This is a genomic window from Streptomyces sp. NBC_00448, from assembly GCF_036014115.1.
Lineage (GTDB): Bacteria > Actinomycetota > Actinomycetes > Streptomycetales > Streptomycetaceae > Actinacidiphila.
Genome location: NZ_CP107913.1, coordinates 7389075 through 7401988, shown reverse-complemented (window position 1 = coordinate 7401988; position 12914 = coordinate 7389075). Strand labels below are relative to the sequence as shown.

At 73.3% G+C, this 12914-nt stretch carries 11 protein-coding genes; 5 read left to right on the top strand and 6 right to left on the bottom strand.

Translation table 11 applies throughout. The annotated features are described in order from the left end of the window. Positions 1 to 382 precede the first annotated feature (382 nt). Positions 383 to 1645 (bottom strand): sensor histidine kinase, encoded by a 1263-nt coding sequence (locus tag OG370_RS31875; protein ID WP_328470353.1) that lies wholly within the window; start codon positions 1643 to 1645, stop codon positions 383 to 385. Positions 1646 to 1650: 5 nt separating this feature from the next. Continuing rightward, positions 1651 to 2304 (bottom strand): response regulator transcription factor, encoded by a 654-nt coding sequence (locus OG370_RS31870; protein WP_328470351.1) that lies wholly within the window; start codon positions 2302 to 2304, stop codon positions 1651 to 1653. Positions 2305 to 2590: 286 nt separating this feature from the next. On the opposite strand from OG370_RS31870, the gene OG370_RS31865 reads away from it, so the two are divergent. Continuing rightward, positions 2591 to 2764, top strand: coding sequence for a hypothetical protein (locus OG370_RS31865; RefSeq protein WP_328470349.1), 174 nt, complete (start codon positions 2591 to 2593; stop codon positions 2762 to 2764). A gap of 119 nt (positions 2765 to 2883) precedes the next feature. On the opposite strand, the gene OG370_RS31860 is transcribed toward OG370_RS31865, so the two are convergent. Both OG370_RS31860 and OG370_RS31855 read right to left on the bottom strand, forming a co-directional pair. Next, positions 2884 to 3750, bottom strand: a complete 867-nt coding sequence (locus OG370_RS31860) for an inositol monophosphatase family protein (RefSeq protein ID WP_328470347.1) — start codon at positions 3748 to 3750, stop codon at positions 2884 to 2886. A gap of 14 nt (positions 3751 to 3764) precedes the next feature. Beyond that, positions 3765 to 4934 carry a ferrochelatase gene (locus tag OG370_RS31855; protein ID WP_328470345.1) on the bottom strand — a complete coding sequence of 390 codons (1170 nt, stop codon included), beginning with the start codon at positions 4932 to 4934 and terminating at the stop codon, positions 3765 to 3767. 159 nt (positions 4935 to 5093) lie between these two features. Here OG370_RS31855 and OG370_RS31850 point away from each other — a divergent pair, with 159 nt between their 5' ends. The 3 genes from OG370_RS31850 to sepH all read left to right on the top strand — a co-directional run bounded on the left by OG370_RS31850 (position 5094) and on the right by sepH (position 9213). Next, a complete protein-coding gene (locus tag OG370_RS31850) occupies positions 5094 to 6371 on the top strand; it encodes an MFS transporter (RefSeq protein ID WP_328470343.1) in 1278 nt (425 codons plus the stop codon). Continuing rightward, positions 6298 to 7650 (top strand): D-arabinono-1,4-lactone oxidase, encoded by a 1353-nt coding sequence (locus tag OG370_RS31845; protein ID WP_328470341.1) that lies wholly within the window; start codon positions 6298 to 6300, stop codon positions 7648 to 7650. The genes OG370_RS31850 and OG370_RS31845 overlap by 74 nt, the downstream gene beginning before the upstream one ends. A gap of 483 nt (positions 7651 to 8133) precedes the next feature. Further along, positions 8134 to 9213 (top strand): septation protein SepH, encoded by a 1080-nt coding sequence (gene sepH / locus OG370_RS31840; protein WP_328470339.1) that lies wholly within the window; start codon positions 8134 to 8136, stop codon positions 9211 to 9213. 124 nt (positions 9214 to 9337) lie between these two features. Here sepH and OG370_RS31835 read toward each other — a convergent pair whose 3' ends face one another. Together OG370_RS31835 and OG370_RS31830 are read right to left on the bottom strand one after the other, a co-directional pair. Continuing rightward, positions 9338 to 10165, bottom strand: coding sequence for a sulfurtransferase (locus tag OG370_RS31835; protein ID WP_328470337.1), 828 nt, complete (start codon positions 10163 to 10165; stop codon positions 9338 to 9340). A 122-nt stretch (positions 10166 to 10287) separates the two neighbouring features. Further along, positions 10288 to 11493, bottom strand: a complete 1206-nt coding sequence (locus OG370_RS31830; RefSeq protein ID WP_328470335.1) for an ROK family transcriptional regulator — start codon at positions 11491 to 11493, stop codon at positions 10288 to 10290. A 244-nt stretch (positions 11494 to 11737) separates the two neighbouring features. Here OG370_RS31830 and OG370_RS31825 point away from each other — a divergent pair, with 244 nt between their 5' ends. Next, complete coding sequence (locus OG370_RS31825) at positions 11738 to 12883, top strand: Gfo/Idh/MocA family protein (RefSeq protein ID WP_328474616.1); 1146 nt, start codon at positions 11738 to 11740, stop codon at positions 12881 to 12883. Positions 12884 to 12914 lie beyond the last annotated feature (31 nt).

The window sequence follows — 12914 nt, the reverse complement described above, 5'->3', positions numbered from 1 at the left end:
TGCCCGACCCGAGGCGGAGATTTTGCCTCACATCAAGGCCTGTTACTCAATCGACACCCGAGGACGCCCCCGAAGAGGTGAGTGCAAGGGTGGCCGATCATGGTCCGTGGCGGTCCGAAAGTCATCCGCCATGGATGCCTCTCCGTGTACTTCCCGTGATCATGACCTGCGGAAACATGGAATTTACGGTCGTTTCTCCCCGATCCGCGATCACCGAGCGTACACACTGTGAGAGAGCCGTGTGCAATCGATCACAGGTGTGCGCCGAGCGCACCAGAAGTGCCGATTACTCGCAAAGCGAACAGCGTCCCGGTCGGCGCGGCGAGTCGGGCTCGGCCGGGCGTGACGCGGTTCACAGCCTGTCACAGGAGTTCACCGGGTCTCACATCGGGATCGCGACCCGCATGACCAGGCCGCCTCCCTCGCGCGGCTCGGCGGTGATCACCCCGCCGTGCGCTCTGGCGACCGAGCGGGCGATGGACAGCCCGAGCCCGACGCCCTTGTCGCTGCCGGTGCGCTCGGTGCGCAGCCGGCGGAAGGGTTCGAACATGTTGTCCACCTCGTAAGCGGGAACGACCGGTCCGGTGTTCGCCACCACCAGGAGTGCCTGGCCATGCTCCGCGCTGGTGGTCACATCGACCCAGCCGTCCGCCGGCACGTTGTAGCGCACGGCGTTCTGCACCAGGTTCAGCGCGATCCGCTCCAGCAGCACTCCGTTGCCCTGGACGACCGCGGGGGCCAGCGACTCGCGCAGGGCCACGCCCTTCGCCTCCGCCTCCCCACGGGTCTGCTCCAGGGCTCTGGAGGCCGCCTCGGCGAGGTCGACGGCCTTGCGGTCCACGATCTCGTTCTCGCTGCGGGCGAGCAGCAGCAGGCCCTCCACGAGCTGCTCGCTGCGCTCGTTGGTGGACAGCAGGGTCTTGCCGAGCTGCTGGAGGTCCGGCGAGGCGTCCGGGTCGGCGAGCTGCACCTCCAGCAGGGTGCGGTTGATCGCCAGCGGGGTGCGCAGTTCGTGCGAGGCGTTCGCGACGAAGCGGCGCTGGGCGGTGAAGGACCGCTCCAGCCGCTCCAGCATCTCGTCGAAGGTGTCGGCCAGCTCCTTCAGCTCGTCGTCCGGGCCGTCCAGCTCGATCCGCCCGGTCAGGTCCGAACCGGCCACCCCGCGGGCGGCGCGGGTGATCCGGCCCAGCGGCGCCAGCACCCGTCCGGCCATCACGTAGCCGAAGGCGAAGGCGACCACCGCCAGGCCGATGAGGGCCAGCAGCGAGCGCTTGAGCAGCGTGTTGAGCGCGATGTCCCGCTGGTGCTGCATGCAGGAGCTGATCATCTGGTGGAGCTGTTCGCTGGTGGTGCTCTGGTCGACCGTGATGCAGCTGCCGGGGGTCACGTTGATCGTGGCGATCTGGAAGGGCAGCTGGGAGCCCTTGCTGATGGCCTGGGCGGCCAGCAGGTAGATGATCCACAGCAGCACGACACCGGCGATCAGGAACATCCCGCCGTAGAGCACGGTGAGGCGTATCCGGATCGTGGGCCGCAGCCAGGGCGGCGGGGACTCGGCGGGCGGCGGGTCCCAGGCCGGGCGCGGAGGGGTGGACGGCCGGGCCGGCGGCGGGCTCGCGGGGGTCTGGGAGGACAGGTGGGCCATGGCGGTCAGATCCGGTAGCCGGAGCCGGGCACCGTGACGATCACCGGCGGCTCGCCGAGCTTGCGGCGCAGCGTCATCACGGTGACCCGCACCACGTTGGTGAACGGGTCGGTGTTCTCGTCCCACGCCTTCTCCAGCAGCTGCTCGGCGGAGACCACCGAGCCCTCGCTGCGCATCAGGACCTCCAGGACGGCGAACTCCTTGGGCGCCAGGTGGACCTCCTTGCCGTCGCGGAACGCCTCCCGGCGGTTGGGGTCCAACCGGATGCCGGAGCGCTCCAGCACCGGCGGCAGGGCGGCCGTCGTACGGCGTCCGAGCGCGCGCACCCGGGCGGTCAGCTCGGTGAAGGCGAAGGGCTTGGGCAGGTAGTCGTCGGCGCCCAGTTCCAGGCCCTCGACCCGGTCGCTGACGTCGCCCGCGGCGGTGAGCATGAGCACCCGCATGGGCAGGCCGAGGCTGACCACCTGGCGGCACACCTCGTCGCCGTGCACCACCGGCAGGTCGCGGTCGAGCACCACCACGTCGTAGTCGTTGACGCCGATGCGCTCCAGGGCGGCACCGCCGTCGTAGACCACGTCGACGGCCATGGCTTCGCGGCGCAGGCCGGTGGCAACCGCATCGGCGAGCAGTTGCTCGTCCTCGACGACCAGTACGCGCAAGGCGCTGTTCCTTCCGTGAGCTGTGGGAATCCACCTCCATCCTGCACCGGACCCCCGTAAATCGGCGGTAAGGGGAACGCCCGTGGTCCGAGGGGCGGTACGCCGAGGACCGGAGAACGGGACGTCGGGGGCCGCCGGAATTTCCTTCGGGTCGGTGAGGTTTCCCGCTCGGGCGGGGTGGGGAGGACGGCTTTACACCCACCCACCACGCCTTGTCCCGCGCTTCCCGCGCGAGGACAGCGGGCTTGACACTCGCGTGTCAACGGAGACGACGAGGGGGCGCACAATGGACGCGTTCACGAATGGAATCCTCCAGCGCATACACAGCACGGAGTCCGATCTGCGCCGGGCCCGCGAAACCGGGGACGACTTCCTCGCCGATGTCGAAGAGGGCGAACTGGACGATCTGCGCCGCCTCGCCGCGGAGCACGGGGTGGACGTACGGCCCAAGGTCGCCTGAACCTCCGGCCCCCAAAGCCGCACGCCCCGGCCACCACGAAGGTGCCGGGGCGTTCGCATGCCGCGAGGAGGCCGGCAGGCGGCCCGCTGCGGACCGCCGGCCGGGTCGGTGGGGCCGGTTCAGTCGTGCCAGGCGCCCAGCTCGTCCAGGCGGCGCTGGAGCGGTTCGAAGAGGCCGGGCGGCGCGGCCAGGGTGAGCTCACCGGAGGGCGCCTCGCCCGGGCGGCCGCCGGTGAGGGCGCCGGCCTCGCGGGCGAAGAGGTCCCCGGCGGCGAGGTCCCACGGGTTCAGGCCGCGCTCGTAGTACGCGTCCAGGCGGCCGCAGCCGACGTCGGCCAGGTCGATCGCCGCCGAGCCGCCGCGCCGGATGTCGCGGACCTGCGGCAGCAGCCCCTTGATCACCTCGGCCATCGCGACCCGGCGCTCGCGCAGGTAGCTGAAACCGGTGGCGACGAGCGCGTGCTCGAAGTCCGGGGCGGGGCGGCAGTGCGCCCGGACGCCCTCGACGTAGGCGCCGCCGCCGAGCACCGCCTGGTAGGTCTCGCGGCGCATCGGGGCCGCCACGACGCCGACCACCGTCTCGCCGTCCCGTTCCGCGGCGATGCTCACCGACCAGGAGGGCAGGCCGTAGAGGTAGTTCACGGTGCCGTCCAGCGGGTCGATCACCCAGCGCACGCCGCTGGTGCCCTCGCTGCTCGCGCCCTCCTCGCCGAGGAAGCCGTCCTCGGGGCGCAGCCGCCCGATGTAGGCGGTGATCAGCTTCTCGGCGGCGATGTCCATCTCGGTCACGACGTCGATCGGGCTGGACTTGGTGGCGGCCACGCCCAGGTCGGCGGGGCGGCCGTCACGCAGCAGGGCGCCGGCCCTGCGGGCGGCCTCCAGGGCGATGCCCAGGAGTTCGGCGTCCTCGCCGGTGGCGGCGGGGCCGGCCGGGCCGGTGGCGGGCGGCTGGTCCGGGCCGGCCGGGCCGTTGGCGGGTGTGCTCATCTGTTCCGGTCTCCTCAGTCGGTTCCTGCGGCGGCGGGCCGCGACGGCTGCCGGCCGGCGGCCGGGCAGCAGCCCGCGGGGCACACGTCATGGCTCGGGCCCAGCGCGCCGAGCGCGCAGCGGGCCGGGGCCGGACCGCGCTCGGTCGCGGCGCGCTCCAGCACCAGGTCGCGCACGGCGGCGGCGAACCGCGGATCGGCGCCCACCGTGGCGGCGCGGGCGACCGGCAGTCCGAGCTCCGCGGCCTTGGCCGCCGCCTCGGTGTCGAGGTCGTACTTGACCTCCATGTGGTCGGAGACGAAGCCGATGGGCACCATGACCACCGCGGGGGCGCCGTCGGCGTGCTCGCGCTCCAGGTGGTCGCAGATGTCCGGCTCCAGCCAGGGGATGTGCGGGGCGCCGCTGCGGGACTGGTAGACGAGCTGCCACGGGCGGTCCACGCCGGTGGCCGCGCGGACCCGCTCGGCCACCTGCCGGGCGGTGTCGAGGTGCTGGGCGACGTACGCGCCGCCGTCGCCGTGGCCCTCGACGGGGCCGGAGGTGTCGGCCGCGGCGGTCGGGATGGAGTGCGTGGTGAAGGCCAGGCGGGCGCCGCCGCGCACCTCCTCGGGCAGTTCGGCGAGCGCGGCGAGCGTGTGGTCGGTCATCGGCCCGACGAAGCCGGGGTGGTTGAAGTAGTGCCGCAGCTTGTCGACCCGCAGCGCGGGGCGGCCCTCCTCGGCGAGCACCGCGAGCGAGGCGGCCAGGTTCTCCCGGTACTGGCGGCAGCCGGAGTAGGAGGCGTAGGCGCTGGTGGCCAGCACCAGCACCCGGCGGTGCCCGGCGTCGGCGATCTCGCGCAGCGTGTCCGTCAGATAGGGCGCCCAGTTCCGGTTGCCCCAGTACACCGGCAGTTCCAGGCCGTGGTCGGCGAACTCCTTGCGGAGCGCGTCCAGCAGCTCGCGGTTCTGCGCGTTGATCGGACTGACCCCGCCGAACAGGAAGTAGTGCTTGCCGACCTCCTTCAGCCGCTCGCGCGGGATGCCGCGGCCCCGGGTGACGTTCTCCAGGAACGGCACCACGTCGTCCGGTCCCTCCGGTCCGCCGAAGGAGAGCAGCAGCAGGGCGTCGTACGGGCCGGCGTCCGGCGGCTCCGGTCGGGCGGTTCGGTCCGGCGCGGCGAGCGGGTCACGCTGATCAGGCATGCCTCCGATCCTGCCACTTCGGTCCGACGTCCCCGGCGCCCGGCTCCGGCGGAAAACGACTTGCCCCGGTCCGTAAGCTGTACTCGCCAGCCATGTTCCTTACGCGGGACCCCGATCCGTCCTGCCCGTGCCGACGGCGACGACGCCGGGGAGCTCCACGTGACCAGCCCTTACCGAGCGATCTACCGGACCCCGGGCGCGGTGGCCTTCAGCCTGGCCGGACTGGTCGGCCGGATGCCGTTGTCGATGCTGGGCATCGGCATAGTGACGATGGTCTCCCAGGTGACCGGGCGGTACGGCCTGGCGGGCGCGCTGTCGGCGACGCTGGCGCTGTCCGGCGCGGCGAGCGGCCCGCGCATCTCCCGCATGGTGGACCGGTACGGACAGCGGCGGGTGCTGCGCCCGGTCTGCGCGGTGAGCGTGGTGTCGGTGGCCGGGCTGCTGGCGTGCGTCCGGGCCGGGGCGCCGGACTGGGCGTACTTCGTGTGCGTGCTGGGTGCCGGGACCACCCCGAGCACCGGCGCCATGGTGCGGGCCCGCTGGTCGGAGATCCTGCGCGGCACCCCGGAGAAACTGCACACCGCGTACTCGGTCGAGGCGGTGGTGGACGAGATCGTCTTCATCGTCGGCCCCATCCTGTCGGTGGGGCTGAGCACCGGCTGGTTCGCCGAGGCCGGGCCGCTGCTGGCGGCGGTGTTCCTGGCCGTCGGGGTGCTGGCGCTGACCGCGCTGCGGGGCACCGAGCCGGTTCCGCACGCGGACGCGCACCAGTCCGGCGGGTCGGTGCTGGCCGCGCCGGGGCTGGCGGTGCTGGTCGGGGTCTTCGTGGGCACCGGTGCGATGTTCGGCGCGGTGGAGGTGGTCACGGTCGCGTTCGCCGACGAGCGCGGCCACAAGGCGCTGGCCAGTGTGGTGCTGGCGACGTACGCGCTCGGTTCGTGCGTCGCCGGGCTGGTGTTCGGGCTGAGCCGGCCGCGCGGGACGATCGCCGGGCGGTTCCGGCTGGGCATCGCGCTGATGGCGGTGAGTATGATCCCGCCACTACTGGTCGGGAACTTGTGGTTCCTGGCCTTGGCGCTGTTCTTCTCCGGCCTGACCATCGCCCCCACGATGGTGAACGCCATGGGCCTGGTCGAACAGCTGGTACCCCGGGGGCGGTTGACCGAGGGCATCACGTGGACCAGCACGGGTCTCGCGGTCGGCGTCGCCGCCGGTGCCGCGCTCGCCGGTCGGGTGATCGACGCGCACGGCGCCTCGGCCGCCTTCTGGGTGTGCACCTTCGCCGCGGTCTTCGCGGCGGCGGTGGCGTTCCTCGGCTATCGCCGGCTGCGGCCGGCACCGGATCGGGAGGAGCAGGACCACGATGAGCCGGACCGGAGCAGCACCCGCGGCCACGAGCAGCACGACGGCACCCGCGAAGGCGAGGGAGTGGCGTAACTGGGCGGGCAACGTCTCGGCGCGGCCCGGGCGGGTCGCCGCGCCCGCGTCCGTGGACGAACTGGCCGCGGCGATACGGAAGGCCGCCGCGGACGGGCTGCGGGTGAAGGCGGTCGGCTCCGGCCACTCCTTCACCGCGGCGGCGGCCACCGACGGGCTGCTGGTGCGGCCCGAGGGGCTCACCGCGATCAGGTCGATCGACGCGGCGGCCGGCACCGTCACCGTGGAGGCCGGGGTCCAACTGCGGCAGCTCAACGCGGCGCTGGCCGCGGCGGGCCTGTCGCTGCGGAACATGGGCGACATCATGGAGCAGACGGTGGCCGGCGCCACCAGCACCGGCACGCACGGCACCGGTCGCGACTCCGCCTCGATCGCCGCGCAGATCGTCGCGCTCGACCTGGTGACCGCCGACGGGTCGGTGCTGACCTGCTCGGCCGAGCAGAACCCCGAGGTGTTCGCCGCCGCCCGGCTCGGGCTGGGCGCGCTCGGCGTGGTCAGCACCCTCACCTTCGCGGTGGAGCCGCTGTTCCTGCTCACCGCGCGGGAGGAGCCGATGACCTTCGACCGGGTGACCGCGGACTTCGACCGGCTCGTCGCGGAGAACGAGCACTTCGAGTTCTACTGGTTCCCGCACACCGAGGGCTGCAACACCAAGCGCAACAACCGCAGTACGGGCCCGGCCGCGCCGGTGCCCGCGGTGCGCGGCTGGATCGACGACGAACTGCTCTCCAACGGCGTCTTCCAGGCCGCGTGCGCGCTCGGCAGGGTGGCGCCGTCGGCGATCCCGGGGATCGCGAAGCTCTCCAGCCGCGCGCTGTCCGCCCGGACGTACACCGACATCGCGTACAAGGTCTTCACCAGCCCGCGCCGGGTGCGGTTCGTGGAGATGGAGTACGCGGTGCCGCGGGAGGCCGCGGTGCAGGTGCTGCGGGAGTTGAAGGCCACCGTGGAGCGGTCCGACCTGCGGATCAGCTTCCCGGTGGAGGTGCGGGTGGCGCCGGCCGACGACATCGCGCTGTCCACGGCGTCCGGCCGGGACAGCGCCTACGTGGCGGTGCACATGTACCGGGGCAGCCGCTACCAGGAGTACTTCACCGCGGTCGAGCGGATCATGACGGCGGCGGGCGGGCGGCCGCACTGGGGCAAGATGCACACCCGCGACGCGGAGTACCTGCGGGCGGCCTACCCGCGCTTCGAGGAGTTCACCGCGCTGCGCGACCGGCTCGACCCCGAGCGGCTGTTCGGGAACGACTACCTGCGGCGGGTGCTGGGTTCGTAGCCGGGCGCGAGGTTGCCGGCCGGGCGAGGTCGTCGGGCGGGCGTGAGGTTGCCGCCGGATGCCAGGTCGCCGGCCGGTGACGGGGCCGGTGGCCGGGCGCCGCGTCGGCAGTCAGGTGACGGCGACTTCGTGGACTACGTCCTCTTTTGGGTGATGCGTGGAACCCCCGGATGTGAGCCGGGTCACCCAACTCCCGCCCCCCGCACGACATTCGACGGCGCGGCAGCCGCCCCGCGGTGGCCCGAATGGAGTACCGTGACGAATCCTGGCTTCCGGCGCCCGGCCGGTCGCCAAGGAAACCGTGAACGGGAGTCGGGGGGCGCTCGTCCCGGGGTGCCGCAGTTGGTCACGCTGGGTGGCCAATCGACTACCGTCCCATAACGGCGTGTCACCATCTTGTCCCGACACGCCGGGTAACTCCGCAAGGTTGTGGCACGCTGCACCCGGGCAGGCCACACTCGTTCAACGGGAGCAGCGACGCACGTGACGTCGGCAGGCACCACCCGGGAGGTAACCGTGCCCGAACTGCGGGTCGTGGCCGTCAGCAACGACGGCACCCGACTGGTGCTCAAAGCTGCCGACAGCACGGAGTACACCCTCCCGATCGACGAGCGGCTGCGCGCCGCCGTGCGCAACGACCGGGCCCGGCTCGGCCAGATCGAGATCGAGGTCGAGAGCCATCTGCGGCCCCGGGACATCCAGGCGCGGATACGTGCCGGTGCCTCGGCCGAGGAGGTCGCCCAGCTCGGCGGCATCCCGGTGGAGCGGGTCCGGCGGTTCGAGGGGCCGGTGCTGGCCGAGCGGGCCTTCATGGCCGAGCGGGCCAGGAAGACCCCGGTCCGCCGCCAGGGCGAGACCACCGGGCCGCAGTTGGGCGAGGCGGTCGCCGAACGCCTGCTGCTGCGCGGCGCGGAGAAGGACACCGTGCTGTGGGACTCCTGGCGCCGCGACGACGGCACCTGGGAGGTGCTGCTGGTCTACCGGGTGGCCGGTGAGCCGCACTCGGCGAGTTGGACCTACGACCCGCCGCGCCGCCTGGTGCAGGCGGTCGACGACGAGGCCCGCGCGCTGATCGGCGAGACCACGCAGACCCAGGGCCAGGAGCCGAGCTTCCCGTTCGTGCCCCGGATCGCCCGGCTGCCCAGGGACCGGCCGCTGGACCGCCCCGGCACGGAACGCCCGGAGCGGCCCGACCGCCAGGACCGGGAGGCGCGCGCCGAGGAGCAGCCGGAGGAGCGCGACTCGCTCACCAGCCTGCTGGAAGCGGTGCCGAGCTTCCGTGGCGACATGGTCGTGCCCGCTCCGCCGGCCCCGCCGGACGCCGCTCCGGCGGCGGAAGTGCCGCAGGAGGAGCCGGAGGAGGCCGCACCCGCGGCCAGCGCCGGTGCGGGCTCCGCCTACGCCGACGTGCTGATGCCGCGCGCGGTGGCCGGCCACCGCGACCGCCTGAAGGGCACCACCGACCGCCAGGCCGAGGCGGACGGCGTCCGCCCGGGACGGCGTGCCACGGTGCCCAGTTGGGACGAGATCGTCTTCGGCAGCCGCCGCAAGAAGCAGGAGTAGCGACTGCGCGCGGACAGGAGTAGCCCGACCTCGTCAGGGGAATCGGGACACTGACCGGGAGCCGACGGCCGTAAGGGGCAGCCACTTGGGTGGCTGCCCCTTACGCGTGGCTCCGGGCGGCGGGTCAGCCCGGCTGCTCGCCCGTCGCCACCGGCCGGGACGGGTCTGCGCCCCACTCGCTCCAGGAGCCCACGTACAGCGCCGCGGGAACGCCCGCGGCGGCCAGCGCGAGGATCTGGTGGGCGGCGGACACGCCGGACCCGCAGTAGACGCCCACCTCGGCTTCGGGCGTCGCGCCCAGGGCGGCGAAGCGGGCGGCGAGTTCGGCGGGGGTGCGGAAAAGGCCGTCGGCGGTGACGTTGTCCGTCGTGGGCGCGCTGACCGCGCCCGGGATGTGGCCGGCGACCGGGTCGATCGGCTCGGTCTCACCGCGGTAGCGCTCCCCCGCGCGGGCGTCCAGCAGCAGCCCGCGGCGGGCCAGTTCGGCGGCGCCGGCCGCGTCGAGCACCGGCAGCGCGCCGGGGTGAGGCACGAAGTCGCCGTCGCCCGGCGCCGGTTCCTCGGTGCTCAGCGGCAGCCCCGCCGCCTTCCACGCCGCCAGCCCGCCGTCCAGCACCCTGACCCGCTCGTGGCCCGCCCAGCGCAGCAACCACCAGGCCCGGGCCGGGCCCCAGCCGTTCCAGTCGTCGTAGAGCACCACGTCGGTGTCCGCGCCGACCCCCGCCGCGCGCATCGCCGCGCCGAACACCTCGGTGTCGGGCAGCGGATGGCGCCCGCCCGGCCCGGGCGGGCCGGCCAGCGCGGTGTCCAGGTCGAGGTACCGGGCACCGGGGATGTGGCCGGCGGCGTACTCGCCGTGCCCGGGCGGCCCGCCCATCTTGTAGCGGACGTCGAGCACGGCGGTCGAGGCGGGCGCCGCGGCCAGTTCGGCCGCGGTGATGATGGGTTCCATGGCACCCATTGTGGGTGGTCACCCACGATCGCGTCAGCGCGGCCGGCCGCGGCGCACGGCCGACCGCAGCGCCTGGCCGTGAGCGGGCGCCTGGCCGCGAGCGCGGGCTCGTGGCCGGGCCGCTACGCGGGCTCCTCCTGCGGTGCGCCCGGTGCGGCGGACAGCAGTTGGGGCGCGTCGGCCAGGACCAGGCCCGCGGCGCCGCGGACCTCCGCGCCGTCGCCCAGTCCTCCGGTGACGATCTCGACGCTCTCCACCGCCGACGGCAGCGTGTGCCGCCGCACCCCGGACCGCATCGGTTCGAGGATGTCCTCGCCCGCGCCCGCCAGGTCCCCGCCGACCACGATCAGGCGGGGGTTGAGGAGGGTGACCAGCGTGGACAGCGCGCGGCCGACGGCGTCCCCGGCGTCGCGCACCGCGCGCAGCGCCCCGGTGTTGCGCTGCTCGATCAGCGCGGGCAGGTCGCGGGGGACGACGTGTTGGCCCCAGCTGTCGGAGAGGAGGCGGGCGATGGCGACGGGGCTGGCGACGGTCTCCAGGCAGCCGCGGTTGCCGCAGCGGCAGATCAGGCCGTCCGCGGTGAGCGGCAGGTGCCCGATCTCGCCGGCCAGGCCCCGCGCACCGAGCAGCAGCTTCCCGTTGCTGACGATGCCCGCCCCGATCCCCGCGGAGAGCCGGACGTAGACCATGTCGCTCGCGTGCCGCCCCGCGCCGTACATCCGCTCCGCCAGCGCGCCCGCGTTGGCGTCATTGGTCACCCGCACCGGCAACGACGTCCGCCGCCGCAACTCGTCCGTCAACCGCATCCCCACCCACCCGGGCATGATGCCCTCCGCCCCCAGCGCCCCACTGCCCTTCTCCACCGGCGACGCGATCCCCGCACCGATCCCCAGCACCCGCTCCCGGCCCACCCCGGTCTCCTGCAACGCCCGCCCGACCAGCACCGCCACCAGGTCCAGCGTCTCCTCAGGAGCCCGGTCCACCTCCTTGGCCACCCAGTGCTCCCACAACACCGCCCCGAACAAGTCGCACAGGATCACCCGGACATGCTGATGCCCGATGTCCGCACCGATCGCATACCCCGCGGTCGGCACCAACGACAACGACTGCGCAGGACGCCCGGTACGCCGCGGCTCCGGCTCCTCCGGACCCTCGTCCTCCGTCACCAGACCCACCGCGATCAGATCCGCGATCAACGACGAAACCGTGGCCCTGGACAACCCGGTGACCCGCACCAGTTCCGGACGACTGCTGCGCACGGAGGTGTGCAGGGCCTCCAGGACCCGTAGCCTTCCTACCTCGCGCAGGTTGACTGGAGTTTCGATCATGACCCCCAGGGGTGTGGACGAGCGGTCCACCGCACCGTGCCTTCTTGGGGTTCCTCCCGTCAAGAGCCTTGACTTATGACAAAGTTCAGGCAGAAACTCGCAAACTGTTCCATCCGGCGCGCGGAGTTTCAGTCGATGCCGGAAGAACAACGATGGAGACGGGCCGCCAGGAGGAGCCACCTTGACGTCAACACCCCCGCCGCCCACGGACGCGGCGGCAGCCGCGCCCGGCTTGCGCGTAGGCATGGTCGGGCACGCCTTCATGGGCGCGGCCCACTCGCACGCCTGGCGCACCGCGGGCCGCTTCTTCGACCTGCCGCGCCGGGTCGAGATGGCGGCCGTCTGCGGGCGCGACGCCGAGTCCGTCCGCGCGTCCGCCGAGCGGTACGGCTGGGAGTCGTACGAGACCGACTGGCGCGTGCTCGTGGCGCGTCCGGACATCGATGTCGTGGACATCTGCACGCCCGGCGACAGCCACGCCGAGATCGCGCTGGCGGCGCTCGCCGCGGGCAAGCACGTGCTGTGCGAGAAGCCGCTGGCCAACTCGGTCGAGGAGGCCGAGGAGATGGCCGTGGCGGCGGAGGAGGCCCGGGCGGCCGGGGTGCGCTCCATGGTCGCCTTCAACTACCGCCGGGTGCCCGCGCTGGCGCTGGCCCGGCAGCTCGTCGCGGACGGCCGGCTGGGCCGTATCCACCAGGTGCGGGCGCAGTACCTCCAGGACTGGCTGGTGGACCCGGAGTTCCCGCTCGCCTGGCGGCTGCGCAAGGACCGGGCCGGGTCGGGCGCGCTCGGCGACCTGGGCGCGCACAGCATCGACGCGGCGCAGTACCTGACCGGGCAGCGGATCTCCTCGGTGGGCGCGCTGCTGGAGACGTTCGTGGCCGAGCGGCCGCTGCCGGCCAGCTCCAGCGGCCTGTCCGGCACCGCCTCCAGCGAGCGCGGCGCGGTGACCGTGGACGACGCGGCGGTGTTCACCGCCCGGTTCGAGGGCGGCGCGATCGGCGTGTTCGAGGCGACCCGGTTCGCCACCGGGCACAAGAACGCGATGCGGATCGAGATCAGCGGCTCGCTGGGCAGCCTCGCCTTCGACGCCGAGTCGATGAACGAACTGGCCTTCCACGACCGCACCGAGGACGCCGCCACCGCGGGCTTCCGCAAGCTGCTGGTGACCGAGCCGACCCACCCGTACATGGCCGCCTGGTGGCCGCCGGGCCATCTGATCGGCTACGAGCACTCCTTCACCCACCAGGTGCGGGACTTCGTCACGGCGGTGGCCGAGGGGACCGACCCGCGGCCGTCGTTCGCCGACGGGCTCCAGGTGCAGCGGGTGCTGGCGGCCGTGGAGTCCAGCGCCGCGGCACTGGGCGTGCACATCCCGGTCGCGTCCTGACCCGCGCCGCCCCCGCACCGGCTTCACGAAC

What these genes read in the sequence shown, in the direction of transcription:
- OG370_RS31825 (WP_328474616.1), top strand. Translation starts at nt 11,738, where the DNA reads ATGGTCGGGCACGCCTTCATGGGCGCGGCCCACTCGCACGCCTGGCGC.
- OG370_RS31855 (WP_328470345.1), bottom strand. Translation starts at nt 4,934, where the DNA reads ATGCCTGATCAGCGTGACCCGCTCGCCGCGCCGGACCGAACCGCCCGA.
- OG370_RS31835 (WP_328470337.1), bottom strand. Translation starts at nt 10,165, where the DNA reads ATGGAACCCATCATCACCGCGGCCGAACTGGCCGCGGCGCCCGCCTCG.
- OG370_RS31860 (WP_328470347.1), bottom strand. Translation starts at nt 3,750, where the DNA reads ATGAGCACACCCGCCAACGGCCCGGCCGGCCCGGACCAGCCGCCCGCC.
- OG370_RS31875 (WP_328470353.1), bottom strand. Translation starts at nt 1,645, where the DNA reads ATGGCCCACCTGTCCTCCCAGACCCCCGCGAGCCCGCCGCCGGCCCGG.
- OG370_RS31830 (WP_328470335.1), bottom strand. Translation starts at nt 11,493, where the DNA reads ATGATCGAAACTCCAGTCAACCTGCGCGAGGTAGGAAGGCTACGGGTC.
- OG370_RS31845 (WP_328470341.1), top strand. Translation starts at nt 6,298, where the DNA reads ATGAGCCGGACCGGAGCAGCACCCGCGGCCACGAGCAGCACGACGGCA.
- OG370_RS31865 (WP_328470349.1), top strand. Translation starts at nt 2,591, where the DNA reads ATGGACGCGTTCACGAATGGAATCCTCCAGCGCATACACAGCACGGAG.